The sequence below is a fragment of the Amycolatopsis sp. NBC_00438 genome (assembly GCF_036026695.1).
Taxonomy (GTDB): Bacteria; Actinomycetota; Actinomycetes; order Mycobacteriales; family Pseudonocardiaceae; genus Amycolatopsis.
The window spans coordinates 277,381-301,060 of record NZ_CP107923.1 but is presented as its reverse complement, the minus strand read 5'-3'; the positions used below and the strand labels follow the sequence as shown (position 1 = coordinate 301,060).

Genomic DNA, 23,680 nt, shown 5'->3' with positions numbered 1-23,680 from the left:
CTCCGAGCCTAATCCGGCTCAGTCCGGCAGGAGCATGGTGTAGAGCTTCTTGATGCGCCCGTCCTCGACGAGGGCGACGTCGATCCCCCGCGCGACCGGCTGCGCGCCTTCCGGGCCGAAAGCCCAGGCCAGGTGGCCCAGGTCGGCGTTGACCAGCACCGGCCCGGCCGCGGAGAACACGAACCCCGGCGACCGGTCCAGCAGGCCCTTGGCCTTGGCGTCCAGTTCGCCGTGCCCGGTCGCCACCCCTTCGGGATCGGCGAACGCGACGTCGGTCGCGTAAGTCGCGGCGATCACCTTCGCACGTCGCTCGTCATCCCGTTCGTTGAAGACCTGGAGCAGGTTGGCTTCCATCAGCTCGGCCACCGTCGTCATCGCACACCCTTTTCTCGAGCGGATCGAGCACCACATTACGTGAAACATCACGCATCTGGATCAGGGGTGGTCGTTCGGCCGCGGCAGGCTGCCGTGCTCGACGAGAGCGTCGTAGACCCGCTCGAGCGAGGTCGCCAGCCGCGCCATCTCACCGGGCTCGAGGGCATCCAGGAAAGCCTCGCGCACGAACTCGACGTGGCCCGGCGCGGCCTGGCGCAGCGTCTCCCAGCCGGCCTCGGAGAGCACCACGTCGACGGCCCGGCGGTCCTCGGGGTTGACACCGGTTTCCACCAGATCGCGCTCGCGCATCCGCTTCAGGTGGTGCGAAAGCCGGCTGCGCTCCCAGCCGATGCGGATCGCGAGGTCGGTGATCCGCATCCGGCCGCCGGGCTCGCTCGTCAGGGCGACCAGCACGTGGTAGTCGGCGAGCGAGATGCCGCTGTCGGCGCGCAGCTGCCGGTTCAGCTCGTACTCGAGGCGGAGGTGCACCTTCATGTAGGCGTACCAGACGGCCGTCTCGCCGCCGGAAAGCAGCGCGAACGGCGATCCCGGCTCGAAGTCCCGCGGCACCGCGCGAGCTTAACCACCCGCTCTGGTCTAGACCATCGACAGCAGAAATGCGACGATCCGGGCAGGCACGACGGTGATGTCGCGCCCTTCCCGCCAGGAGGACCCGGTGAAGACATCCCGCGCGCGGCGTCTCGGCCGCGCTCTCGCCGTAGTGGCCCTGGTCGGGGCCACCACGACGGCCGCCCAGCTCACTCCCGTCGCCACCGCGGCCACGCCCGCGTTGCAGTCGATCGTCCCGGTGCCGGTGTCGGTGACCCCGGCGACCGGGGTCACCTTCCCGCTGGTTTCGACGACGAAGATCGTCACGGAAGCCGGATCGGCGCAGGCCAAGGACGTCGGCGACTACCTGGGCGGCGTGCTGCGCCGTTCGACCGGCTACGCGCTGCCGGTGTCCGACGCCCCGGCGTCCGTGCCCGCCGACAGCATCGCGCTGCTGCTCAGCGGCGCGCCGTCCAGCGTCGGGGCCCAGGGCTACCAGCTCGTGTCGACGGCGTCGTCGGTCACCGTGCGGGCGCAGACGGCGGATGGTCTCTTCGCGGGCGTCCAGACGTTGCGGCAGATGCTGCCCGGGAGCATCGAGAGCCCGTCGGCGCAGCCAGGGCCGTGGAGCGTCCCGGGCGCGACGATCGTGGACTACCCGCGGTTCGGCTACCGCGGCGCGATGCTGGACGTCGCCCGGCACTTCCACCCGGTGGCGACGGTCAAGCGCTACCTCGACCAGCTGGCCCAGTACAAGATCAACAATCTGCACCTGCACCTGGCCGACGACCAGGGCTGGCGCATCCAGATCGACAGCTGGCCGCGCCTGACGACGTACGGCGGCAGCACCCAGGTCGGCGGCGGCGCGGGCGGCTACTACACGAAGGCGCAGTACACGGACATCGTGAACTACGCGCTTTCGCGGCACATCACGGTCATCCCGGAGATCGACATGCCGGGGCACGTGAACGCGGCGCAGGCGTCGTACGCGGAGCTGAACTGCAACGGCGTCGCGCCGGCGCTGCGGACGGACACGGCGGTCGGCTACAGCTCGCTGTGCATCTCGAAGGACATCACGTACACGTTCATCGCGGACGTCCTGCGCGAGCTGGCGGCCCTGACCCCGGGCCCGTACCTGCACATCGGCGGCGACGAGGCCTCGTCGACGTCGGCGGCGGACTACCTGACGTTCGTGAACAAGGTCCTCCCCCTGGTGGCGGCCACGGGCAAGTCCGCGATCGGCTGGCACGACATCGCGAAGGCGACGCTGCCCGCGTCGGCTTCCCCGCAGTTCTGGGGGACGTCCACGTCGGACGCGGGGGTATCGGCGGCGGTTTCCCGTGGCAGCAAGGTGATCCTGTCGCCGGCGAACAAGGCTTACCTGGACATGAAGTACAACAGCGCAACCCCGATCGGCCTGTCGTGGGCGGGCTACATCGAGGTCCAGGACGCCTACAACTGGAACCCGGGCGCCTACCTGTCGGGCGTGGGCGAGTCCGCGGTCCGCGGCGTGGAATCCCCGCTGTGGGCGGAAACGGTGGTCACCTCGGCGGACATCGACTACCTCGCCTTCCCCCGCTTGGCGGCCCACGCGGAGCTGGGCTGGTCCCCGTGGGCGACCCACGACTGGACGGCGTTCCGCACCCGCCTGGGCGCCCAGGCGCCCCGCTGGGTGGCCCAGTCGATCAATTTCTACCGCTCATCGCAGGTCACGTGGGACACGGGCGGTACGACGACCCCGGGCACCTGCACGGACCCGGCGTGGAGCGCGTCGCAGGTGTACACAGGCAGCACCGTGGTGTCCCACAACGGCCACAAGTGGACGGCGAAGTGGTGGACGCAGGGCGAAGAGCCGGGAACCACGGGCCAGTGGGGAGTGTGGACGGACAACGGCCCCTGCTGACCCGGCCGCGGCCGCCGGTCTGCGGTGCCGGCCGGGCCCTGCCCGATCTGTGCCAAGCACCGGGGTGGCGGGCCGCTCGCGAGTCCGGAGGTCCGGTCCGACGACCAGGTTGCCGTCACCCATCGGGCCGAGCCCGATCTGCTCGGCTGTCTCTTCGTCGAGCCTCGGCGGCACGTCGCGGGCCTCGACGAGCTCGCCGAAGACGAGGCGATCGCGCGGGCGGTCTGGGTGGCGGCGCGGGCACTGCGCGCCAGTTCGATCCGGAGTCCGTGCACACCTTCGTCGCGGGCGCACGTCCACCAGCACGTCTTCGGCCGGCACCGCGGCACGCCGGCCGGGAACGGCCGGCCGGACGTCGACCGGCCGGGCGCGCCGCCCGGGACCCGGCCGGGTTGTGCGGCCGGCTGAGGGCCTGCTTCAGCCGGCCATGATCGTCGCGGCCAAGGCCATTCGGTGGTCCTTGGTCCACGGCGGGCCGAGTGCCGCCCGCGGGCCGTTGAGCACTTCGCCGGCTCGCGACCCCAGGACCGCGCCCGCCTGACGCTCGACGTCCTTGGCCTCGTAGAGGTGCACTTCCCAGCCGCGGGCGTGGGCGAGTTCGGCCAGGACCTGGCGGTACATGACCGAGTCGGCGCGGGCCTCGTACGGCACGCGGCGCCGGACCTCGATGTCCTCGGGGAAATCGGGCGGCCACGCCCTGAGCGACATCGACACGATCGGTTCGGGCAGTGCGGCGGCGAGCCGGTCCAGCTCGGCCGATGCCGCCCGGGCCGCCGATGCGCGCACCTTCGCCACCAGGTCGGCCGCGGCGGTGTCGTCGAGGTGCTTGCCGTCGTGGTGGATCGGGGCCGCCGCCACGCCGGGCTCGACCAGCTCGATCCGCCGGCGGTCCACGACCCGGTGGTCGGCCGACGCCGTCACTGCCACGGCCCACCCGAAGTGGTGCGCGATGCCGAGCCGCATGGGACGAGGTTTCCCCCGCCGCTGCGGACAGTCAAGGCCGCACTCCACCCCGTGAAACCGGAACACCCGGCGCGGCGACAGGGTTAGCTTGAGGCATGAGCGCTGATCTCGAGCAGGTTCGCACCCTGTCGCTGCAGGAAAACGGCCTCGCCACCATCTCCACGACGCGCGCCGACGGCACCGTCCACTCCTCCGTCGTCAACGCCGGGGTGTTCGAGGACCCGGTGACCGGGGCGCCGGGTGTCGCCTTCGTCGCCCTCGGCCGGGCGCACAAGCTCGCGCTGCTGCGGCTGGCCGGGCACGCCACCGTGACGTTCCGGCGCGGCTGGAACTGGCACTCCGTCACCGGCGCCACCCACCTGATCGGGCCGGACGACCCCGACCCGGCCTTCGACGCCGCCGGGTTGCCGAAGCTGCTTCGCGACGTCTTCATCGCCGCCACCGGGACCCACGACGACTGGGCCGAGTACGACCGCGTGATGGCCGAAGAGCGGCGGGTTGCCGTGTTCGTGACGGCGGACCGGATAATCGGCAACCGCTGAGCCCGTCCGGCCCCAGGAGTCGTCCCGTTGTCCGAGTCCCCGCCCCGCGTCACCACCCCGGCGAAGGTCCTCATCGGCCTGCTCGCCGTCATCGACGCGGGCTTCGGCGCGGCCCTCGCCCTGGGGCTGGTGCGCGGCCTCTCCGTCTGGCTGATCGCCGGCGCCTACGCGGCGTCCGTACTCGTCGCCGTGCTGGTCTACCGGGCCTCGCGCGCCCGCGTGCTCAAGCGCGGGTTCGACGGCCTGCGCGACCTCACCCTCGGCGACGAGGGCATCCGCCTGCCCGCGGGCACGATGAGCACCCGGCTCGTGCTGTGGGCCGAGATCGCCGACGTCACCGCCCGCCGCTCGGCCCGCTTCGGCGACGGCTACCTGCGCGACGCCATCTGGCTCGACCTGGTCACCGGCGAAGGCGTCGAGAGCTCGGTGCAGTGCTTCGCGCCGCGCAAACGTCTCGAACCCGCGCCGGCCCGAAGACGGCAGTTCGACCAGACCGCGATCCTCGATCCGGCCCTGTTCGACGCCGTGATCGAGCGCCTGCGCCGCGAACTGGGCCACCGCCGGCTGCACGCCGACACCCGCGGCGAACCCCGCCCCCGGCGCCGTTGACGCTCGGGCATACTTCCGCCATGAGCGAATGGCAGCGCATCTCACCTCCCGAGGCGCACCGGCATCTCGCGAAGCGCAACGCCGTCGTGCTCGGCGCCATCGGACTCGCCCTGATCGGGGTGTCGCTCTCCCTCGGACACGTACCTCAGGCCATTTTTCTCCTCGTCTTCATCGCCGTCGCCGGCGTGGTGATGGCGTTGAGTGCTCTCTCGGGGATCCAGGCCGGTCCGAACGGACTCCGCCTCCGGCAGTTCTTCGCCGTCCGTGAGCTGCCGTGGTCCGAAGTCGCCGACGTCACGACCGCGCCCGCGCAGCACCTCGGCGCCGACACCTCCTACACCGCGCTCTGGATCGTCACCGCCGCCGACGAGCGGATCCAGACCCAGGTGGTGCGCTACGACCACCCTCCGCAGGGCGAGCGGATGAGCACCCGGCGCTGGCTCAAGCTCGGGCCCACCGAGTTCACCGGCGTGGTCGAAGAGCTGCGCGACGCGGTGCGCCAGGCCCAGGAGCAGCCGGGCTCAGCCGAGCCGGCCCAGTAGCTCCCGCGGCACGATCCGCACCGGGAACGGCCGCTCGGCTTCGAAGACCTCGTCACCCGCGGCCTTGGCCACCTGCTGGTAGTTCCCGTCCACGTCCAGCTCGAACACCGTCAAGGCGGGCTCGGCCGGGTCGATCACCCAGTAGCTGTGCGTGCCAAGCCGCTCGTAGATCGCTTTCTTGGTGTTGAGATCGTGGATCGCAGTACTCGGCGACAACACCTCGACCGCCAGCACCGGCGGCGCCGGGAGATCCTTCTCGGTGAAGTCTTCGTCCCGGCCGACCAGTACGTCAGGCTGCAGCTCGATCTTGTCGCCCGAGTGAACCGCGAACGGCGCGACGAGTACGTCGAACTGAGGCGGGCATTCGACTTCGAGGACCCTCCACAGTCTCACGACGATCGCCTGGTGCCGTCTCCCCGGTGCGGGCGTCACGACAAGCACCCCGTCGATGAGTTCGCAACGTCGTCCATTGTCCGGCATCCCCTCGAGGTCCTGCACCGTCAGGGGGCCCGAATCGGCGGGATGCTCGATGTCTGCCATGACCGTCATGGTGCTCTCCTTTCGCTCTTCGCACCAGAGCACACCAGAGGGCACCGACAGAAACGGCGTCGAACACGGGTTCGGCGCCTGCATTCACACGGAAGCGTGAATACAGGCGCCGGCGTCACATCAGCGGAACAGTTACTTCTTGTTCTTGCCGGAGTCCTCAGTGGACAGTGCGGCGACGAAAGCCTCTTGCGGGACCTCGACCCGGCCGACGGTCTTCATCCGCTTCTTGCCTTCCTTCTGCTTTTCCAGCAGCTTGCGCTTACGCGAGATGTCACCGCCGTAGCACTTCGCCAGAACGTCCTTGCGGATCGCGCGGATCGTTTCGCGCGCGATGATCCGGGCACCGATGGCCGCCTGGATGGGCACCTCGAAGTTCTGCCGCGGAATCAGCTCGCGCAGCCGGTTCACCATCCGGTTGCCGTAGGCGTAGGCGTCGTCCTTGTGCACGATCGCGGAGAACGCGTCCACACCTTCGCCCTGCAGCAGGATGTCCACCTTGACCAGGTCCGCCGCCTGCGTGCCGGCCTCTTCGTAGTCCAGCGACGCGTAACCGCGCGTACGCGACTTCAGCGTGTCGAAGAAGTCGAAGATGATCTCGCCCAGCGGCAGGTTGTACCGCAGCTCGACCCGGTCCTCGGACAGGTAGTCCATGCCGAGCAGCTGGCCGCGCTTGTTCTGGCACAGCTCCATGATCGTGCCGATGAACTCCGACGGCGCCAGGATGCTGACCTTGCTGAGCGGCTCGAGCACCTTGTCGATCTTGCTGCCGGTCGGCCAGTCCGACGGGTTGGTGACGTGGATTTCCTTGCCGTCGTCCAGCACCACGTCGTAGACGACGTTCGGCGCCGTGGAGATCAGGTCGAGGCCGAACTCGCGCTCGAGCCGGTCCCGCGTGATCTCCAGGTGCAGCAGGCCGAGGAAGCCGCAGCGGAAGCCGAACCCCAGCGCCACCGACGTCTCCGGCTCGTAGTCGAGCGCGGCGTCGTTCAGCTGGAGCTTGTCGAGGGCCTCGCGCAGCTCGGGGTAGTCGGAGCCGTCCACCGGGTAGAGCCCGGAGTAGACCATCGGCTTCGGCTCGCGGTACCCGGCGAGCGCGTCCTTGGCGCCGTGCCGTTCGGACGTCACGGTGTCGCCGACCTTGGACTGGCGGACGTCCTTCACGCCGGTGATCAGGTAGCCGACCTCGCCGACGCCGAGCCCCTTGCTGGCCTTCGGCTCCGGCGAGATGATGCCGACTTCCAGCAGCTCGTGGGTGGCGCCGGTGGACATCATCTTGATGCGCTCACGCGGGGTGATCTTGCCGTCGACCACCCGGATGTAGGTGACGACGCCGCGGTAGGTGTCGTACACCGAGTCGAAGATCATCGCGCGGGCCGGCGCGTCCGCGTCGCCCTGCGGCGCCGGGACCATCTTCACGACCTCGTCGAGCAGCGCGCCGACACCCATGCCGGTCTTGGCCGAGACCCGCAGCACGTCGTCGGGCTCGCAGCCGATGATGTGGGCCAGCTCACCCGCGTACTTGTCCGGGTCGGCCGAGGGCAGGTCGATCTTGTTGAGCACCGGGATGATCTGGAGGTTGTTCTCCAGCGCGAGGTACAGGTTGGCCAGGGTCTGGGCCTCGATCCCCTGCGCGGCGTCGACCAGCAGGACCGCGCCTTCACAGGCCTCCAGGGCCCGGGAGACCTCGTAGGTGAAGTCGACGTGGCCCGGGGTGTCGATCATGTGCAGGACGTGGTCCTGACCGTCGACCTGCCAGGGCAGCCGGACGTTCTGGGCCTTGATGGTGATCCCGCGCTCGCGCTCGATGTCCATCCGGTCGAGGTACTGCGCGCGCATGGCCCGCTCTTCCACGACGCCGGTGAGCTGCAGCATGCGATCGGCCAGGGTGGACTTGCCGTGGTCGATGTGCGCGATGATGCAGAAGTTCCGGATGAGCTCCGGAGGCGTGAAGGTGGTGTCGGCGAACTTGTTGCGCGCTGTCACTCGAATGAGTCCTCGGAAAGTCGGGGATGGCCACGTCCATGCTCCCATGGCGCTCCGGGTGCGGGTGGGGGTCATCCCCGATGCGAGCCCACGTGAACCGTGGTGCCCTCGAAGTATGAGCACTTCGCACCAGCCGGCACCACCTCCCCAGCCGGATCCGGACGGTTTCGGCCGTGTCCTCGACCGTGCCTTCGGTCACCCTTCGGGCGTGCTCGGCCGCCTCGGCGGCCGGCTCATGGCCCGGGGCAACTCCGCCACCGAACACCGCGTCGTCGACCTGGCGAAGCTCGAACCGGACGAGACCGTCCTGGTCGTCGGGCCCGGCCCCGGCGTCGGCCTGCACGCCGCCGCCCGGCTGGCCGGGCGCACGATCGGCGTCGACCCCTCCCCCGAGATGCTGGCCCTGTGCCACGAACGCTGCGGTGACCAGGCCGAACTCCGGGAGGGGTCGGCGGCGCACACCGGCGAGCCCGGCGAGTCCGTGGACGTCGTCCTGACCGTGAACAACGTCATGCTCTGGGACGACCGCGCGGCCGGCTTCGCCGAGCTGTTCCGGGTCCTGCGCCCGGGTGGCCGGCTGCTGCTGTCCGCGCACGAGAAGTGGCTGCCCGTGAGCAGGCACGTGCTGGCCGACGAAGCCGCCGAAGCGGGCTTCGCCGACCTGCAGACGTGGACCTGGGAACCACCCGGCTTCACCGCGCTCGCCGCGCAGCTGCGGGCCGTCAAACCCGCCTAGCGGGTGTCCGTGCGGATCGGGTGCCCCTCCGGCACCTCGACCAGGACGATGCGCGTGCCGTCGGGATCGGCGATCCAGGCCTCGTCCAGGCCCCAGGGCTCACGCTGGGCGTCCCGCACCGGCGTCAGGCCCTTCGCCCTGAGCCCGGCCAGCTCGCCGGCCAGGTCGCGCACCTGCAGCCAGAGCACCAGATCGGGCGACGCGCCCGTCTCGCCCGAGCCGGACACCTCCACTGAGCCGTGGCCCAGGAAGAACACCGTGCCGCCGGGGAACTCACGCTCCACGGCCAGGCCGAGCGTGTCGCGGTAGAACGCGGTCGTCGCCTCGACGTCCCGCGGGCGGATCAGCAGCCGGCTCTTCAGGACTTCCATCCGACCATCCCTACCGGAGGTCCTCAGGCCGCCGCAATCGCGGCGATGCCGGACAGCACGATCACCGACCCGGCCAGCCGCCGCACGGCGTCCCGCTCGCCCAGCACCAGCCACGCGGCGAGGCCGCCCAGCACGATGCTCAGCTCCCGGGCGGGCGCCACCAGGCTGACCGGCGCCATCGTCAGGGCGAACAGCACGAGGATGTAGGCGATCGGCGACAGCAGCCCGACGATCAGCACCTCGCGGCGCTGGTCACGCCAGAGCCGCGTCACCTCGGCGCGGCCGGCCCGCGCGCTGGGCAGGAGCAAGGCGCTCTGGATGAGCGTGCCGAGGCCGAGGTACACGACCGGCGGCATGCCGATGCCGGTCACCGAGTGCGCGTCCCACAGGGTGTAACCGGCGATCGTCAGGCCGGTCAGCACGCCGTAGAAGATCCCGGCGCGGCGTGCCTTCGCGGCGGCCGGGTCGTGCGCGGCGCCACCGCGGCGGCCGGTGCTGATCACCAGCACCCCGGTGATCACCAGGAACGCGCCGAGCAGGCCGAGCCAGCCGGGCCGTTCGCCGAGCACCAGGACGGCGGCCAGCACCGACAGCAGCGGCCCGGTGCCCCGCGCGACGGGGTAGACGACGGACAGGTCGCCGACGCGGTAGCCGCGCTGCAGCACGATGCCGTACCCGACGTGCAGCACCGACGTGCCCGCCGCGGCCAGCAGCCAGCTCCACTGTGGACGTTGCGGCTCGACGACGAGCAGCACGACCGTCACCGGCAGCAGGGCGACGGCGGAAACCGTGTAGTAGAGCCAGACGAACTGGGTGCCGCCGGATTCGATCCGCTTGGCGGCCAGGTTCCACGCGGCGTGCACGACGGCCGCGACGAGGACGAGGGACAGAGCGGTGGTGTTCACAGGACCCCTTAGGGGTTTTCGCGCGCGCGAAAACCGGGTCCTCCAGGCTTTTGCCCCGTCAGATGAACGGCGGGCCTTCCGGACCCGCCGATGGTGCCGCTCGGACCAGACCCACCGGTTCCTGGTTGTCTCGCTGGTGTGACTCGAACTGCGGGCGGACCGGTGACGGAACCCTAGGCACTACCGCCGTCCACCGTACTCCCGGTGATCCGGGCCTCGCAGGACGCGGTCGCGGGCGGCCGGAGCTGGGCTGTTAAAGTCGTGGCTCGTTGCCGTGCGGCATTCCGTCATGGAGGAAACCCGCTTTCGCGGGGCCACACGAGCGCGGCGGCGAAGCTCACCGAGTGAAAGCAGGAGCGCCTCATGGCCAACATCAAGTCGCAGATCAAGCGCATCACCACGAACGAGAAGGCGCGTCAGCGCAACCAGGCGATCCGGTCCTCGGTGAAGACCGCGATCCGCAAGGTCCGCGAAGCCGCTGACTCCGGTGACAAGGCCAAGGCCGTCGAGATGCAGCGCGACGCCGCCCAGAAGCTGGACAAGGCCGTCTCGAAGGGCGTCATCCACGCCAACCAGGCCGCCAACAAGAAGTCGGCGCTCGCGAAGCGCGTCAACTCGCTCTGAGCTGCCTGATCTCTGGAGAAGCCCCGGCCCCGGCCGGGGCTTTCTTCATGATCAGCGGTCGCCCTTGGCCGCCGCCACCTGCAGGACCGCGCGTTCCAGCGCGTAGTTCGGGTCCGCCGCGACGCCCTTGACCTCGGCGTTCAGCCGCGCGACCACCCGCATCGCGGTGGCCAGGCCGTCCTGGTTCCAGCCGCGGGACTGGCCTTGGGCCTTGCGGACCTTCCACGGCGGCATGCCCAGCTCCCCGGCCAGCTGGTTCGGGTTGCCGCGGCCCGCGCCGGAGACGCGGGCGATCGTGCGGACCGCGTCCGCCAGCGCGTCGGCGACCAGGACGTGCGGGACGCCGAGCTGCATCGCCCAGCGCAGCGACTCCAGGGCCGCCGCGCGGTCGCCGCTCACGGCCTTCTCCGCCACCGCGAACCCGGTGACGTCGGCACGGCCGCGGTGGTAGCGGTGGACCGCGTCGGCGTCGACGACCCCGCCGGCGTCCGCCACGAGCTGCATCGCCGCCGAGGAGAGTTCCCGCAGGTCGGAGCCCACGGCGTCGATGAGGGCCGCGACCCCGGCCGGGTCGATCTTGCCACCCGCCCGGCGCACCTCGTGGCGGACGAACTGCTCCCGCTCGGCGGGCTTGGTCAGCTTCGGGCACTCCGTCACCTCGGCGCCGGCCTTCTTCAGCACCGCCGGGAGCGTCTTGCCCGCCTTGCTGCGTCCACCGCCGGTGTGCACGACGACGAGCACGATGCCGTCCGCCGGGTCTTTCAGGTACGAAGCCACGGCGTCGGCCAGCTCCTGCGAGATGTCCTGCGCCGACTCGAGGACGATCACCCGGCCCTCGCTGAACAGCGACGGGCTGACGAGTTCGGCCAGCTCGGGCGCTGTGAGATCGGACACCCGGGCCCGCGTCAGCTCCGCCGTCGCGTCGATCGCGCGGGACGCGGCCAGCGTCTCGCGGACGGCCCGCTCGATCAGCAGTTCTTCCTCACCCAGGACCAGGTGGAGCGGGGCCGGGGCGGTGGCTTGCGCGGTCACCCGGGAATCCTCTCACTTGCTTCCCGGTGCGCCCGCTCCGGTGATGTCGAGCGGGCACCATGGCACGCCTCGAGCACCATGTCGTACGGTGTCCTGGAGGCGGCGCGCTCTTTGGCGCGCACCGACAACTGAATACCGCTCATCCAGAGGGGCAGAGGGAACGGCCCGACGAAGCCCCGGCAACCGGCGTACAGCCTGTCATCCCGCGATCGCGGGATAGCTGACGACCACGGTGCCAATTCCGGCCCGCTTCGGCGGGGCAGATGAGGAAGGAACCTCGCGATGACCGCAACCCTCGGCACGACCTCCACCACCAAGACCCCGGATCTCGGACCGGCCGTCGAACTGGTGTCGAAGGAAGAGGGCCACCGGCAGCCGCTCGCCCCCGAGTTCGTCTCCGCCGAAGACTTCTCGCCGCTCGAGGTCGCCTACGACTTCGGCCGCGTCCGTCGCGAAGACATCGAGGCCGGCCCCAAGAACATCTGGCGCTACAAGAAGCTCCTCCCGGTTCCGTCCAACGTCGAAGAGATCCCGAACACCGAGCCCGGCGCGACGCGGCTGATCCGCGCCGACCGCCTGGCCAAGGAACTCGGCCTCAAGCGCGTGTGGGTCAAGGACGACACCGGCAACCCGACGCACTCGTTCAAGGACCGCGTCGTCGCCGTCGCGCTGGCCGCGGCCCGCGAGTTCGGCTTCGACGTGCTCGCCTGTCCCTCGACCGGCAACCTGGCCAACGCCGTCGCCGCCGCGGCGGCCCGCGCGGGCTGGAAGTCGGTCGTCCTGATCCCCCAGTCCCTCGAACGCGCCAAGATCCTCACCACCGCGGTCTACGACGGCGACCTGATCGCCGTCGACGGCAACTACGACGACGTCAACCGCCTCGCCACCGAACTGGCCGGCGAGCACCCGAGCTGGGCCTTCGTGAACGTCAACGTCCGCCCGTACTACTCCGAGGGTTCGAAGACACTCGCCTTCGAGGTCGCCGAGCAGCTCGGCTGGCGGATCCCGCCGCAGATCGTCGTGCCGATCGCCTCCGGTTCGCAGCTCACCAAGGTGGACAAGGGTTTCCGCGAGCTGGGCCAGCTCGGCCTGGTGGACGCCAGCCCATACAAGGTGTTCGGCGCCCAGGCCACCGGCTGCTCGCCGGTCTCGGCCGCGTTCCGCGCCGGCCACGACGTCGTCCAGCCGGTGAAGCCGGACACCATCGCCCGCTCGCTGGCGATCGGCAACCCGGCCGACGGCCCGTACGTGCTCGACATCGTCAACCGCACCGGCGGCTCGATCGAGGACGTCACCGACGAAGAGGTCGTCGAAGGCATCCGGCTGCTGGCCCGCACCGAGGGCATCTTCACCGAGACGGCCGGCGGGGTCACCGTCGCCACGGCGAAGAAGCTGGTCGAGACGGGCAAGCTGGACCCGGACGCCGAGACGGTGCTCCTCATCACCGGCGACGGCCTCAAGACCCTCGACGCCATCGAGAACCACGTGGGCCCCAAGGCCACCGTGCCGGCGTCGGCCGCGGCCGTGAACCAGGCCCTCGGCTACTGACGTCTCCCCCGCCGGGGGCGAGCCCAGGCTTGCCCCCGGCGGGAACGCGTTGCCGGGCAACGGAATCAAGTCAGCGGCGAGGCGGCCCTCGTGGCTCACCCCGCCGGGCTATCGCGGGCCCTGACGGGTCCGGGACGACGGCCGTGTCGCCGTCCGTGTCGGTCCGGGTCACCAGGGCGCCGAGCGCCGACAGCGTGTCCACTGTGGACTTGCTGGGATGACCGTAGGTGTTGCCCGCGCCGACGCTGATGAGCGCCGCCCGCGGGGCCACCGCGGCGAGGAACGCCGGCAGCGAGTACCGCGAACCGTGGTGGGGCACCTTGAGCACCTCCGCTTTCAGATCTCCGACGTCGGCCAGGAGGTCCGCCTGGGCCGCCAGTTCGACGTCACCGGTCAGCAGCACACGCCCGGCCGCCGTCTCGGCCCGCAGGACGACCGAGCTGTTGTTGATCGTCGTGCCGTCCTGCCGACCGGCCGGGCGTTCCGGCACGTAGGTCGGCCCGAGCACGTCGAGCGCCAGCCCGGGCAGGTCGACCCGCTCACCCGGGCTCAGTTCCACCAGCGGCACGTGGCGGCTCAACGCTTCCTCGGCGACCTGCCGCCACGCCCACTCCGGCGTCCGCCCCGGCCCGACGGCGATGCCACCGACCGACCGGCCGTCGAAGACCGACGCGAGCCCGCCGATGTGGTCGGCGTGCAGGTGGCTCAGCACCAGCAACGGGATCCGGTCGACCGAGAGCCGGTGCAGGCACTCGTCGACCGGCCCCGGCTCGGGCCCGGTGTCCACCACCACGGCCCGCCCCGGCTCGGCCGTCGCCAGCACGACCGCGTCGCCCTGGCCGACGTCGCATTCGACCATCGCCCAGTTCCGCGGAGGCCACGCCGGCGCGAGCACCCGCACCGGTACGAACACCAGCAGCGCGCCGACGATCACCACCGCCAGCAGCAGCCGGACCCGCCGGTACCGCACCGCGAACACGAGCACCGCGAGCACGGCCGCCGCGAGCAGCGCGCCCGCCCAGCCGGCCGGCCAGGCCACGACCGCGCCCGGGGCCCGCGCGCCGTGCCGCGCCACGAAGATCAGCCACTCGGCCTCCGGGCCGGCCAGGCGCACCAGGAACGTCCCGGCACCCGGCCACCACGGCGCGGCGACCGTCGCCAGTACCCCGAGCACCGTCGCCGGGGCGACGACGGGCGCGGCGAGCACGTTGGTCAGCACCGACACCAGGCTCACCGTGCCCGCCATCCCGGCGAGCACCGGCGCCGTCACCACGAAGGCGGCGAGCGGGATCGCCAGCCCTTCGGCGAAGCCCGGCGGGACGCCGCGGCGGACCAGCACGCCGGCCCAGCGCGGAGCCAGCAGAACCAGCCCCGCGGTGGCGAAGACCGACAAGGCGAACCCGAAGTCCGTGGCCATCGCCGGATCCGCCACGACCAGCAGGCACACCGCGAAGGCCAGCGCGGGCAGCGCCGAACCTCGCCGTCCCAGCGCCAAGGCCAGCAACGCGACCGCCGCCATGACCCCGGCGCGCAGCACGCTCGGTTCCGGGCCCACCAGGACCAGGAACCCGGCCAGGCACAGGCCCGCCGCCACGGCCGACAACCGCGGGCCCAGCCGGAGCACCCGCAGCAGGAGCAGGACCGCACCGCAGGCGACGGCAAGGTTTCCCCCGCTGACCGCGGTCAGGTGAGCCAGGCCCGCCGTGACGAACTCCTGCTCGACCCGAGGTGACAACGCGCTCGTGTCGCCCAGTACCAGCCCCGGGAGCAACCCCGCGGGTTCCTCCGGCAAGGTCCGGCTCAGGTCGTGCAGGCCGGACCGCAGCCCGGCCGCGGCCTCCTGCCACCACGGCGCCGGACCCGCCTCGCCCGGCGGGCCACACACGGACAGCACCGCCACGGTCAGATCCGAGCCACGCGGTGGCATCAGCAGGCCCGCCACCAGAACTTCCTGGCCCGGTACCATTCCCGCCCACTCCGTGACCGGCGCGAGCAGCAGGACCCGCCCGGACGAGACGACCGGCTGCCCGTCGACGGACGCCGTGCGCACGTCGGCCGTCAGCACCACGGACCGGGCGCCCGCCTGCCGATCGGCGTACCCCGCGCTCCGCACCGGCCTCGGCCGCTCCGCGACGACGACCTCGAGCTTCGCGGGCAGGCCCTGGGCCGCGGCCGCGCGCAGGCCGTCACGCTCCGCGTCGTGGATCCGCCAGGCGATCGGACCCGCGGCGACCAGGCCGAGCACCAGCAACGCCGCCGCCGCGCCCAGCCCGCGCGACCGGCTGCGGGCCCGCCAGAGCAGTACCCCGGCCAGCACGGCCGCGGTGAGACCGACGGCGACCGCCGTCCACCAGCCGAAGAGCAGCCCGGCCAGGGCGGCGAGCCAGCACGCGAGCGCCGCCGGGACCAGGCGCAGGTCCTGCCGGGTGTCGGTCGCGGGAAGGGCGCTCATCCGACCGTCACCTGCTCGCGCAGCTTTTCGAACTTGCTTTCGCCGATGCCGTCGACGTCGCGCAGTTGCTCGACTTTCGTGAAGCCACCGTGTTCGGTGCGCCACTGGACGATCCGCTTGGCCATCACCTCGCCGACGCCGGGCAGGGTGTCCAGCTGGTCCGTGGACGCCGCGTTGAGATCGACCTTCCCGCCGCCGCCTTCGGGGGCGCCGGGCGGCGCGACGGGCGCCGGGATCCCGACCGCGAGCTGTTCGCCGTCGGTCACCTTGCGGGCGAGGTTCACGGCCGTGAGGTCCGCGCCGGGGTCGGCTCCCCCGGCGGCGCGCAGCACGTCGGCGACCCGGGATCCCTGGGGCACGGTGACCAGGCCGGGCGACCGGACGCGGCCGACCACGCTGACGACGAGACCGGCCTTGGGCGCGGCCGGCGCCTCACCCACGGGTTTCGCGCTGGGCAGCGGTGGTGGCGGCTCGGGCGCCGGACGGCCGCCCAGCAGCGCGACCGAGCCGAGGACGAGCACCACGACCGCTAGGAAGACACCGGCGAACGCCCAGCGGCGCCGGCCCGCGCCGGTCGCTCCGCCCGGGAGCCAGCGCCGGACCAGCCGGCCGCCGGGTCCGACCGTGCTCGCGTCGGGCGAGAGCTGGTCGGCCAGCCAGGCGAGCCGGTCGTTGACGGGGAGGCCCGGATCCCGGGCGGGCTGCTCGAACACACGATCGACGTTAGGGCCCGCGGGGAGGCGTCCGACAGGGGTGCCGTCGCGACCTGTGGACAACCGGGGTGTTGTGGACGGATCACGCCGGACCGGTCCGGGAACGGCCGTTTTCGTCGTACCCGGATGAGATGCTGGAGGGTCAGGCGTCCGGCCGGGCCGGCACGGTGCGCTGCACGACCACGCCCAGCACGCCGGGGCCGGTGTGCGCGCCGATCACCGCACCCAGCTCGGAGACCACGCAGCCCGCCGACCGCGGCACGGCCTCCTCCAGCCGGTTCGCCAGCTCGACCGCCCGCTCGGGCGACGCGAGGTGGTGGACGGCCAGCTCGACGTCGTCGTCGTCCGCGGCCCGGGCCGCCAGCTCGACCAGCCGCGCGATCGCCCGGTTCATCGTGCGGACCTTCTCCAGCGGCAGGATCCGGCCGTCGGACATGTGCAGCACGGGCTTCACCGCCAGCGCCGTCCCGAGCAGCGCCGCCGCCGGGCCGATCCGGCCGCCGCGGCGCAGGTACTCCAGGGTTTCCACGACGAACAACGTCGACGAGCACTTGGCCGCGGTCATCGCCGCCGCCTCGACCGCCTTCGGATCCGCTCCGGCCGCGGCGGCGTCCGCGGCGTGCAGCGCGGCGAACCCGAGGCCCATCGCGGTCGTGCGCGAATCGACGACGCGCACCCGGTCCGGCCCGACCTCCTGCGCCGCCAGCACCGCCGCTTCCCAGGTGCCCGACAGTTCGCGGGAAAGGTGGATGGAGACGACCGCGTCCGCGCCGTCGGCGAGCGCCGCGCGGAACTCCTTCGCGAACTCGGCCGGGGTCGGTCGGGACGTCGTGACGATCTTGCGCTGGCTCATCGCCTCGGCCACCGCCGCCGGGCCGGTTTCCACGCCGTCGAGGGAAACCACGCCGTCGACCAGGACGTGCAGCGGCACCACCCGGACCTCGTGCCGTTCGGCGAACCCCTCCGGCAGGTGGGCAGTGGAATCCGTGACTACGGCGACCGACACGCCGTCAGCCTACGTGGCCGGGGGCCGCCACCGGTGCCAGCAACACGGACATCGCCTCGCCCACGGCGGCGTGTCCCGCCCAGCCCCAGTGCATGCCGTCCGGGTTGCCCGCGCCGCTGAGCACGTGCTCGCCGACGACCTCTTTCAGGTCCAGCAACGGTACGCCGGCGCGCTCGCCCCAGGCCCTCATCGCGGCCTCGGCAGCCGGCCGCGCGGTGTGCACGCCGCCGTAGGCCGCGGCCCGGTGCACCGACGGCAGCATCCCGAAGATCGGCAGCTCGGGACGCAGGACGCGCAAGGCTTCCACGGCGGTGTCGAGGTACTGCACGGTCAGCTTCACCGGCAGCACCCGCGGCCGGCCGCGGAACGCGACCGACAACCGCGGCTGCGCGGCGAGATAAGCCTTGCGCACCACCCGCCGCACCGGATCGGGCCGCAGGTACTTCAGCCCGCCGCGCAAGTAGGTCGGCAACGGCGAAGGCAGCGTGTCCATGCTCCCGATCGCCAGCACGACGGCGTCGACGTGGTGCAGATCGGCCCAGACCCGCGGATCGCCGGTCAGCGACCACCAGACGTCGCGGGCGGTCCAGCCGATCCCGGCGACCAGGTCGGCGGTGCCGCCGAGGGCGGCCGCCGCGATGTTCGGCCAGAGTCGCGGCTCGTCCGCGGCGCAGGGCCCCTCGGGGCCGTGAAAGCTCAGCGAATCGCCGAACACCACCAGGCGTGGCCCCATCGGCTAGCCGGTCATCCCCGCGTTGTAGGCGTGCAGCCGCCACTTGCCGTCGCGCAGGCCGAGCTCGACCCAGTGGCAGTTGGCGATCCCGCCGAGGGAGGGCCAGATCTCGACCGGCAGCTTCAGCAGGCCCGCCGTGAGCGCGATGATCAGCCCGCCGTGCGCGGCGAGCAGCACCGTGTCGCCCACGTCGGAGTTGGCCTGCTGCAGGTCGGACACGACCTCGCCGGCGCGCTCGGCCACGTCGAGCCGGTTCTCGCCGCCCGGCGGCGCCCAGGTCGCGTCGGTGCGCCAGCGGGCGCGTTCACCGGGGTACTCGGCGTCGACTTCGGCTCCGGTCTTCCCCTGCCACTCGCCCAGGTGCGTCTCGCGCAGGCGCTTGTCGATGCGCAGCGGGACGCCGATGGCGTCGGTGAGCACGGTCGCCGTGTCGGTCGCGCGGCGCAGGTCGGACGCGATCACGAGGTCCGGCGAAAACCGGGCCAGCGCGGGGACGGCGAAGCGAGCCTGGTTCCAGCCGACCGGGGTCAGCGCCGAGTCCAGGTGACCCTGCATCCGCCCGGCGGCGTTGTAGTCCGTCTCGCCGTGGCGCCAGAGCACCAGCCGCCGCGGGCTCACCGGGCGTCCGCGTCCTCATCGGCGGGCGGCTCCTCGAGGCCGGCCACCTCGATCCGCGGGCAGTCCTTCCACAGCCGTTCGAGGCCGTAGAAGCTGCGTTCTTCGACGTGCTGGACGTGCACGACGACGTCGACGTAGTCGAGCAGGACCCAGCGGCCCTCGCGGGCGCCTTCGCGGCGGACCGGCTTGTGCCCGGCCACCCGCAGCTGCTCCTCGACGTTGTCGACGATGGCGCCGACCAGGCGCTCGTTGGGCGCGGAGGCGATGACGAAGGCGTCGGTGATGACGAGCTGCTCGGACACGTCCAGCACGACGACGTCGCTGGCCTTCTTGTCCGCCGCCGCGTGTGCGGCCGCTACGGCCAGCTCTCGTGCCTCGGACGTGGCTGTCACGGTGCTCCTTTTCCGGATCGGGTTCGCCCGAGAAGGGTACCCGCCGCGACCAGCGGCGCTTCAGTCGCTCTTCCGGTAGAGATCCTTCTTGGTGATGTAGCGGACGACGCCGTCGGGAACGAGGTACCAGACCGGCTCCCCGCGCTCGACGCGGTCGCGGCAGCCGGTGGACGAAATCGCCATCGCGGTGACCTCGACGAGACTCACCTTGCCGCTGGGCAGGTGGTGCGAATTGAGCCGGTAGCCGGGCCGCGTGACACCGATGAAGTGCGCGAAGTCGAACAGCTCGTCGGCCTTGTGCCAGGTGAGGATCTGCTCGAGCGCGTCGGCGCCGGTGATGAAGTAGAGCTGATCTCCGGGGTACTCGGCGTGGAGGTCGCGCAGGGTGTCGACGGTGTAGGTCTGGCCCGCTCGGTCGATGTCCACGCGGCTGACCGAGAAGACCGGGTTGGACGCGGTCGCGATGACCGTCATCAGGTAGCGGTCCTCGGCCTTGGTGACCTTGCGGTCGGTCTTCTGCCAGGGCTGCCCGGTGGGCACGAAGATCACTTCGTCGAGCCCGAACCGGGACTGGACCTCGCTCGCGGCGACGAGGTGGCCGTGGTGCACGGGGTCGAAAGTGCCGCCCATGACCCCGATCCGCCGTGGTGACATGGGTCCCGAGCCTATACACCGGACCCGGGGGCCGTCCGGTCCAGCAGCACACCTCGCCCGACCGTGCAGGATTTGTGATTCAGGTCACATTGCGACCCGTATTCGACACGAACGGTCCGTTCGCGCCGCCGCCGATTCCCGGTTCGTCGGTGCCATGGGGTAGACGTGGGGACGTGGACACCACCAGCACCACCCCAGCACTCCGCGACCGCGCCGAAACCCTTCTCCGGGCGCTGGCCGGCGACTCGGCGAAGCTGCGCGAAGACCAGTGGACGGCCATCGAGGCCTTGGTCGCGCAGCGGCGGCGCGCGCTCGTCGTGCAACGCACCGGGTGGGGCAAGTCGGCCGTCTACTTCCTCGCCACGGCGCTGCTGCGGGAACAAGGGAGCGGGCCGACGGTGATCGTCTCGCCGCTGCTGGCCCTGATGCGCAACCAGATCTCGGCGGCGGCGAAGGCCGGGATCCACGCGGCGACGATGAACTCCGCGAACCCGCAGGAGTGGGAGCACGTCCAGGCGTCGGTGGCGGCCGGCGAGATCGACGTCCTGCTCGTCAGCCCCGAACGGCTGAACAACCCGGACTTCCGCGACAACGTGCTGCCGAAGCTGACCGCGAGCACCGGCCTGCTGGTGGTCGACGAAGCGCACTGCATCTCCGACTGGGGCCACGACTTCCGGCCGGACTACCGGCGGCTGCGCACACTGCTGGGCGACCTGCCCGACGGCGTGCCGGTGCTGGCGACCACCGCGACGGCGAACGACCGCGTCGTCACCGACGTCGCCGAGCAGCTGGGCATGGGCAGCGGCGGCGACACGCTCGTGCTGCGCGGCAGCCTCGACCGGGAAAGCCTGCGGCTGTCGGTGTGCCGGCTGCCGACGTCGCAGGCGCGGCTCGCGTGGCTCGCGGAGCACCTGGCCGAGCTGCCGGGGTCGGGGATCATCTACACGCTGACGGTCGCGGCGGCGCACGACGTCGCGTCCCTGCTGAAGGACCGCGGGTACCCGGTGGCGGCCTACACCGGGAAGACCGACCCGGCCGACCGGCAGGCAGCTGAGGACGACCTGCTCGGCAACCGCGTCAAGGCACTGGTCGCGACGTCCGCGCTGGGCATGGGGTTCGACAAGCCGGACCTCGGGTTCGTCGTCCACCTCGGGGCGCCGTCGTCGCCGATCGCGTACTACCAGCAGGTCGGTCGCGCCGGGCGTGGTGTGGAGCGCGCGGAGGTCGTGCTGCTGCCCGGCGAAGAGGACCGGGCGATCTGGGCGTACTTCGGGTCGCTGGCGTTCCCCGACGAGCTGCGGGTGACCCAGGTGCTGAACTCGCTCGCCTACGCCGACCGTCCCCTTTCGACGGCCGCGCTCGAGCCGTCGGTGGAGCTTTCCCGCTCCCGCTTGGAGATGGTGCTCAAGGTGCTGGACGTCGACGGCGCGGTCCGGCGCGTGAAGGGCGGCTGGGAGAGCACGGGCGAGGACTGGCAGTACGACCGCAGCCGCTACCAGCGCGTCGCGGAAGCGCGTGATCGGGAGCAGGAGGCGATGCTCGGTTACCTGGCGACCGGCGACTGCCGGATGGAGTACCTGCGCCGTCAGCTCGACGACCCGGACGCGGCGCCGTGCGGGCGGTGCGACAACTGCACCGGGCAGCACTGGGACACGTCGGTGACCGACGAGGTCGTCAACGCGACGCGGGAACGCCTGCAGCGCCCGGGAGTCGAGGTCGCGCCGCGGAAGCAGTGGCCGACGGGGATGTCCTCTTTGGACGTTCCGGTCTCCGGCCGGATCGGCGCCGACGACCAGGCCGAGCCGGGGCAGGTCCTCGGGCGGCTGACGGACGTCGGCTGGGGCAACCGGCTGCGGGAGCTCGTCGGCCCGGCCGCCCAGGACTCGGACGTGCCGGACTCGGTGTTCAAGGCGTGCGTGCAGGTCTTGGCCGGGTGGCAGTGGTCGGAGCGGCCGGTGGCGGTGGTCGCGGTGCCGTCGTCGACGCGGCCGCGGCTGGTCTACAGCCTGGCGACGCGGCTGGCCGACATCGGCAAGCTGGACTTCCTCGGCGCGCTCGACGCGGACGGCCCGCCGCCGCGCCAGGCGAACAGCGCGCAACGGCTGGCCGACCTGTGGCGGCGGCTGAGCATGCCGGCCGACCTGGCCGCGACGTTGCCCGCGGGGCCGATCCTGCTGGTCGACGACGTCATCGACACCGGCTGGACGATGACACTGGCGACGCGGCTGCTCCGGCGGGCCGGGGCGCCCGCGGTGCTGCCGTTCGCGTTGGCCAGCACGGCCTGATCCGGGAGCCGCTCGGTAAGTCCTTCCTGCCGGGCGGGCCGGCGCGCGTGGTTGAAAGCCGATCTCGCGTGGACGACGGCGGGACTCGCATGTTCGGAGACGGATCTCGAGTGATCGAGCCCGGGTCTCGCGTGATTGGGCAGCCGACTCGCGTGATTGGAGGGACGACACACGTACCTGGGTGGACGACACGGTGTTGAGCTGGGAGTCGTGGGCGGGGTGGGTTCCGGCCGCCGGACCGGATGGTCGGGATCTTTCGTACTGCGGGCTAATGTGGCAAAGTCGCGTCCACCTTCGGGGGACGTGGAGGCTGCCATGACCGTGCAGGTTCAGCACCGGCTGCCGGTGCGCAAGCTGTTCGCGGCGAGCGCGGGCAACGCGCTGGAGTGGTTCGACTGGACGATCTACGCGACGTTCAGCATCTACTTCGCCGGCGCGTTCTTCCCTTCCGGCAACGACACCCTCGCCCTGATCAACACGTTCGCCACCTACGCGCTCGCGTTCTTCTTCCGTCCGCTCGGCGGAGTTCTGCTCGGGCGCTTCGCCGACACCCGCGGCCGCAAGCCCGCCATGATCCTGACGATCGTGCTCATGGCGGGCGGCTCGGTCGCGATCGGTGTGCTGCCGACGTTCGCGCAGGTCGGCTGGCTCGCGCCGCTCCTGCTGCTGCTCGCCCGGATCGCGCAGGGGCTCTCGCTCGGCGGCGAGGTGTCGAACGCGTCGGCCTACCTGGGCGAGATCGCGCCGGCGGAGCGGCGAGGGCGGTACTCGGCGTTCTTCTACATCTCGACCGGCTCCGCGGTGCTCGTCGCGACCGTGCTCGGGTTCGTGCTGTCGCGGACCCTCGACAAGGCGCAGCTCGCGTCGTGGGGCTGGCGGCTGCCGTTCCTGCTGGGCGGCGTCTTCGGCGTGGTCGGGCTGTGGCTGCGCCGCAGCCTCGCCGAGACCGAGCTGTTCGAGCAGACGAAGACCAAGGCCCGCAAGCTCGAGCGGCCGCTGCTGACCACGCTGACGCACCACCCGAAGGCCGTCGGCCGGCTCGTCGGCTTCTCCATGCTCTCGACGCTCTGCTACTACACGTTCTTCAGCGCGCTGACGTCGTTCGCGGTGAAGAACCGGCACGCCGACGCCGGCGCCGTGTTCCTCGCGCTCTCCGTCGGCACCGTGCTGTTCATCGCGCTGCAGTACCCGATGGGCGCGCTCGCCGACCGGGTCGGTCGGAAACCGCAGCTGCTCGTGTGGTCCGGGGCGACCGCCGTCGTCATCGTGCCGCTGTCCACGTTGATCGGCCCGGACGTCGGCGGCCTGCTCGTCGTGTTCTGCGTCGGGCTCGGGCTGTACACGGCGATGACGTCGATCGCGCCGGCGATCATGAGCGAGCTGTTCCCCACCGAGCTGCGCGGGCTGGGGATCGGCGCCTGGTACAACCTGACCGTCGCGATCTTCGGCGGGACCGCTCCCCTGCTCATCACGGTGTTCGGCGCGATCTCGCCGACGCTCTACTTCTGGTACGTCGCCGCCGGTGCCGCGATCGCGTTCGCCGTGATCCTGACGCTGCCGGAGACGAAGGGCAGCGAGCTGGGGTAATCCCTTCGT

The 23,680-nt window shown here is 71.6% G+C and carries 25 protein-coding genes and 1 riboswitch; of the genes, 10 read left to right on the top strand and 15 right to left on the bottom strand.

Translation table 11 applies throughout. The features are described from left to right. Positions 1-18: 18 nt before the first annotated feature. Together OG494_RS01310 and OG494_RS01305 are read right to left on the bottom strand one after the other, a co-directional pair. Positions 19-375, bottom strand: a complete 357-nt coding sequence (locus OG494_RS01310) for a nuclear transport factor 2 family protein (RefSeq protein ID WP_328451082.1) — start codon at positions 373-375, stop codon at positions 19-21. Between the two features lie 60 nt (positions 376-435). Continuing rightward, the gene (locus tag OG494_RS01305; protein ID WP_328451080.1) at positions 436-945 is read right to left on the bottom strand and encodes a MarR family winged helix-turn-helix transcriptional regulator; all 510 of its coding nucleotides are present in this window, start codon (positions 943-945) and stop codon (positions 436-438) included. Positions 946-1,051: 106 nt separating this feature from the next. Here OG494_RS01305 and OG494_RS01300 point away from each other — a divergent pair, with 106 nt between their 5' ends. Together OG494_RS01300 and OG494_RS01295 are read left to right on the top strand one after the other, a co-directional pair. Then, positions 1,052-2,827, top strand: coding sequence for a family 20 glycosylhydrolase (locus tag OG494_RS01300; protein WP_328451078.1), 1,776 nt, complete (start codon positions 1,052-1,054; stop codon positions 2,825-2,827). A gap of 24 nt (positions 2,828-2,851) precedes the next feature. Further along, a complete protein-coding gene (locus OG494_RS01295; protein WP_328451076.1) occupies positions 2,852-3,235 on the top strand; it encodes a histidine triad (HIT) protein in 384 nt (127 codons plus the stop codon). Positions 3,236-3,244: 9 nt separating this feature from the next. Here the strand turns inward: OG494_RS01295 and OG494_RS01290 are convergent, their stop codons facing one another. Next, positions 3,245-3,790 (bottom strand): hypothetical protein, encoded by a 546-nt coding sequence (locus tag OG494_RS01290; protein WP_328451074.1) that lies wholly within the window; start codon positions 3,788-3,790, stop codon positions 3,245-3,247. Between the two features lie 95 nt (positions 3,791-3,885). Here OG494_RS01290 and OG494_RS01285 point away from each other — a divergent pair, with 95 nt between their 5' ends. The 3 genes from OG494_RS01285 to OG494_RS01275 are packed head-to-tail and all read left to right on the top strand — an operon-like array spanning position 3,886 to position 5,483. After that, a complete protein-coding gene (locus OG494_RS01285) occupies positions 3,886-4,332 on the top strand; it encodes a pyridoxamine 5'-phosphate oxidase (RefSeq protein ID WP_328451072.1) in 447 nt (148 codons plus the stop codon). 27 nt (positions 4,333-4,359) lie between these two features. Beyond that, entirely contained in the window at positions 4,360-4,941 is a 582-nt protein-coding gene (locus OG494_RS01280) for a hypothetical protein (protein ID WP_328451070.1), read from the top strand. Positions 4,942-4,961: 20 nt separating this feature from the next. Next, a complete protein-coding gene (locus OG494_RS01275) occupies positions 4,962-5,483 on the top strand; it encodes a PH domain-containing protein (protein WP_328451068.1) in 522 nt (173 codons plus the stop codon). On the opposite strand, the gene OG494_RS01270 is transcribed toward OG494_RS01275, so the two are convergent. Both OG494_RS01270 and lepA read right to left on the bottom strand, forming a co-directional pair. After that, positions 5,463-6,032: a Uma2 family endonuclease gene (locus tag OG494_RS01270; RefSeq protein ID WP_328458845.1), complete on the bottom strand. Its 570-nt coding sequence runs from the start codon at positions 6,030-6,032 to the stop codon at positions 5,463-5,465. The two genes, OG494_RS01275 and OG494_RS01270, sit on opposite strands and share 21 nt — an antisense overlap. 132 nt (positions 6,033-6,164) lie before the next feature. Further along, positions 6,165-8,015 (bottom strand): translation elongation factor 4, encoded by a 1,851-nt coding sequence (gene lepA, locus OG494_RS01265; protein ID WP_328451066.1) that lies wholly within the window; start codon positions 8,013-8,015, stop codon positions 6,165-6,167. Positions 8,016-8,130: 115 nt separating this feature from the next. Here lepA and OG494_RS01260 point away from each other — a divergent pair, with 115 nt between their 5' ends. After that, complete coding sequence (locus OG494_RS01260; RefSeq protein ID WP_328451064.1) at positions 8,131-8,751, top strand: class I SAM-dependent methyltransferase; 621 nt, start codon at positions 8,131-8,133, stop codon at positions 8,749-8,751. Here OG494_RS01260 and OG494_RS01255 read toward each other — a convergent pair. Both OG494_RS01255 and OG494_RS01250 read right to left on the bottom strand, forming a co-directional pair. Next, positions 8,748-9,122 carry a VOC family protein gene (locus tag OG494_RS01255; protein ID WP_328451062.1) on the bottom strand — a complete coding sequence of 125 codons (375 nt, stop codon included), beginning with the start codon at positions 9,120-9,122 and terminating at the stop codon, positions 8,748-8,750. The genes OG494_RS01260 and OG494_RS01255 overlap by 4 nt on opposite strands. Positions 9,123-9,145: 23 nt before the next feature. Then, positions 9,146-10,027, bottom strand: coding sequence for a DMT family transporter (locus OG494_RS01250; protein WP_328451060.1), 882 nt, complete (start codon positions 10,025-10,027; stop codon positions 9,146-9,148). 363 nt (positions 10,028-10,390) lie between these two features. On the opposite strand from OG494_RS01250, the gene rpsT reads away from it, so the two are divergent. Then, the gene (gene rpsT, locus OG494_RS01245; RefSeq protein ID WP_328451058.1) at positions 10,391-10,651 is read left to right on the top strand and encodes a 30S ribosomal protein S20; all 261 of its coding nucleotides are present in this window, start codon (positions 10,391-10,393) and stop codon (positions 10,649-10,651) included. 51 nt (positions 10,652-10,702) lie between these two features. On the opposite strand, the gene holA is transcribed toward rpsT, so the two are convergent. Then, positions 10,703-11,683 carry a DNA polymerase III subunit delta gene (gene holA / locus OG494_RS01240; protein WP_328451056.1) on the bottom strand — a complete coding sequence of 327 codons (981 nt, stop codon included), beginning with the start codon at positions 11,681-11,683 and terminating at the stop codon, positions 10,703-10,705. A 136-nt stretch (positions 11,684-11,819) separates the two neighbouring features. Then, positions 11,820-11,953, top strand: a riboswitch (SAM riboswitch). Positions 11,954-11,965: 12 nt separating this feature from the next. Here holA and thrC point away from each other — a divergent pair. Beyond that, entirely contained in the window at positions 11,966-13,231 is a 1,266-nt protein-coding gene (gene thrC, locus OG494_RS01235; protein ID WP_328451054.1) for a threonine synthase, read from the top strand. Positions 13,232-13,301: 70 nt separating this feature from the next. Here thrC and OG494_RS01230 read toward each other — a convergent pair whose 3' ends face one another. From OG494_RS01230 to nadD, 7 genes are all read right to left on the bottom strand, one after another. Beyond that, positions 13,302-15,683 carry a ComEC/Rec2 family competence protein gene (locus OG494_RS01230; protein ID WP_328451052.1) on the bottom strand — a complete coding sequence of 794 codons (2,382 nt, stop codon included), beginning with the start codon at positions 15,681-15,683 and terminating at the stop codon, positions 13,302-13,304. Then, positions 15,680-16,396, bottom strand: a complete 717-nt coding sequence (locus OG494_RS01225; protein WP_328451050.1) for a ComEA family DNA-binding protein — start codon at positions 16,394-16,396, stop codon at positions 15,680-15,682. Before OG494_RS01225 ends, OG494_RS01230 begins: the two co-directional genes overlap by 4 nt. 142 nt (positions 16,397-16,538) lie before the next feature. Further along, complete coding sequence (locus OG494_RS01220) at positions 16,539-17,402, bottom strand: DegV family protein (RefSeq protein ID WP_328451048.1); 864 nt, start codon at positions 17,400-17,402, stop codon at positions 16,539-16,541. Between the two features lie 4 nt (positions 17,403-17,406). Beyond that, complete coding sequence (octT, locus tag OG494_RS01215; RefSeq protein WP_328451046.1) at positions 17,407-18,135, bottom strand: diglucosylglycerate octanoyltransferase; 729 nt, start codon at positions 18,133-18,135, stop codon at positions 17,407-17,409. Between the two features lie 3 nt (positions 18,136-18,138). Next, on the bottom strand, positions 18,139-18,753 hold the full coding sequence (locus tag OG494_RS01210) for a histidine phosphatase family protein (protein ID WP_247055188.1): 615 nt from the start codon (positions 18,751-18,753) through the stop codon (positions 18,139-18,141). After that, the gene (rsfS, locus tag OG494_RS01205; protein ID WP_247055190.1) at positions 18,750-19,145 is read right to left on the bottom strand and encodes a ribosome silencing factor; all 396 of its coding nucleotides are present in this window, start codon (positions 19,143-19,145) and stop codon (positions 18,750-18,752) included. The genes OG494_RS01210 and rsfS overlap by 4 nt, the downstream gene beginning before the upstream one ends. Positions 19,146-19,205: 60 nt before the next feature. Further along, a complete protein-coding gene (gene nadD, locus OG494_RS01200) occupies positions 19,206-19,775 on the bottom strand; it encodes a nicotinate-nucleotide adenylyltransferase (RefSeq protein WP_247064488.1) in 570 nt (189 codons plus the stop codon). Between the two features lie 197 nt (positions 19,776-19,972). On the opposite strand from nadD, the gene OG494_RS01195 reads away from it, so the two are divergent. Both OG494_RS01195 and OG494_RS01190 read left to right on the top strand, forming a co-directional pair. Beyond that, entirely contained in the window at positions 19,973-22,084 is a 2,112-nt protein-coding gene (locus OG494_RS01195; protein WP_328451042.1) for a RecQ family ATP-dependent DNA helicase, read from the top strand. 315 nt (positions 22,085-22,399) lie between these two features. After that, positions 22,400-23,671 carry an MFS transporter gene (locus tag OG494_RS01190; protein ID WP_328451040.1) on the top strand — a complete coding sequence of 424 codons (1,272 nt, stop codon included), beginning with the start codon at positions 22,400-22,402 and terminating at the stop codon, positions 23,669-23,671. Positions 23,672-23,680 lie beyond the last annotated feature (9 nt).

Excerpts from the sequence above, each read along its gene's own strand:
- OG494_RS01270 (WP_328458845.1), bottom strand. The coding sequence starts at position 6,032 with ATGACGGTCATGGCAGACATCGAGCATCCCGCCGATTCGGGCCCCCTG.
- OG494_RS01275 (WP_328451068.1), top strand. The coding sequence starts at position 4,962 with ATGAGCGAATGGCAGCGCATCTCACCTCCCGAGGCGCACCGGCATCTC.
- OG494_RS01255 (WP_328451062.1), bottom strand. The coding sequence starts at position 9,122 with ATGGAAGTCCTGAAGAGCCGGCTGCTGATCCGCCCGCGGGACGTCGAG.
- OG494_RS01290 (WP_328451074.1), bottom strand. The coding sequence starts at position 3,790 with ATGCGGCTCGGCATCGCGCACCACTTCGGGTGGGCCGTGGCAGTGACG.
- rpsT (WP_328451058.1), top strand. The coding sequence starts at position 10,391 with ATGGCCAACATCAAGTCGCAGATCAAGCGCATCACCACGAACGAGAAG.
- OG494_RS01260 (WP_328451064.1), top strand. The coding sequence starts at position 8,131 with ATGAGCACTTCGCACCAGCCGGCACCACCTCCCCAGCCGGATCCGGAC.
- nadD (WP_247064488.1), bottom strand. The coding sequence starts at position 19,775 with ATGGGCGGCACTTTCGACCCCGTGCACCACGGCCACCTCGTCGCCGCG.
- OG494_RS01310 (WP_328451082.1), bottom strand. The coding sequence starts at position 375 with ATGACGACGGTGGCCGAGCTGATGGAAGCCAACCTGCTCCAGGTCTTC.
- OG494_RS01230 (WP_328451052.1), bottom strand. The coding sequence starts at position 15,683 with ATGAGCGCCCTTCCCGCGACCGACACCCGGCAGGACCTGCGCCTGGTC.
- OG494_RS01190 (WP_328451040.1), top strand. The coding sequence starts at position 22,400 with ATGACCGTGCAGGTTCAGCACCGGCTGCCGGTGCGCAAGCTGTTCGCG.
- OG494_RS01285 (WP_328451072.1), top strand. The coding sequence starts at position 3,886 with ATGAGCGCTGATCTCGAGCAGGTTCGCACCCTGTCGCTGCAGGAAAAC.
- thrC (WP_328451054.1), top strand. The coding sequence starts at position 11,966 with ATGACCGCAACCCTCGGCACGACCTCCACCACCAAGACCCCGGATCTC.
- octT (WP_328451046.1), bottom strand. The coding sequence starts at position 18,135 with ATGGGGCCACGCCTGGTGGTGTTCGGCGATTCGCTGAGCTTTCACGGC.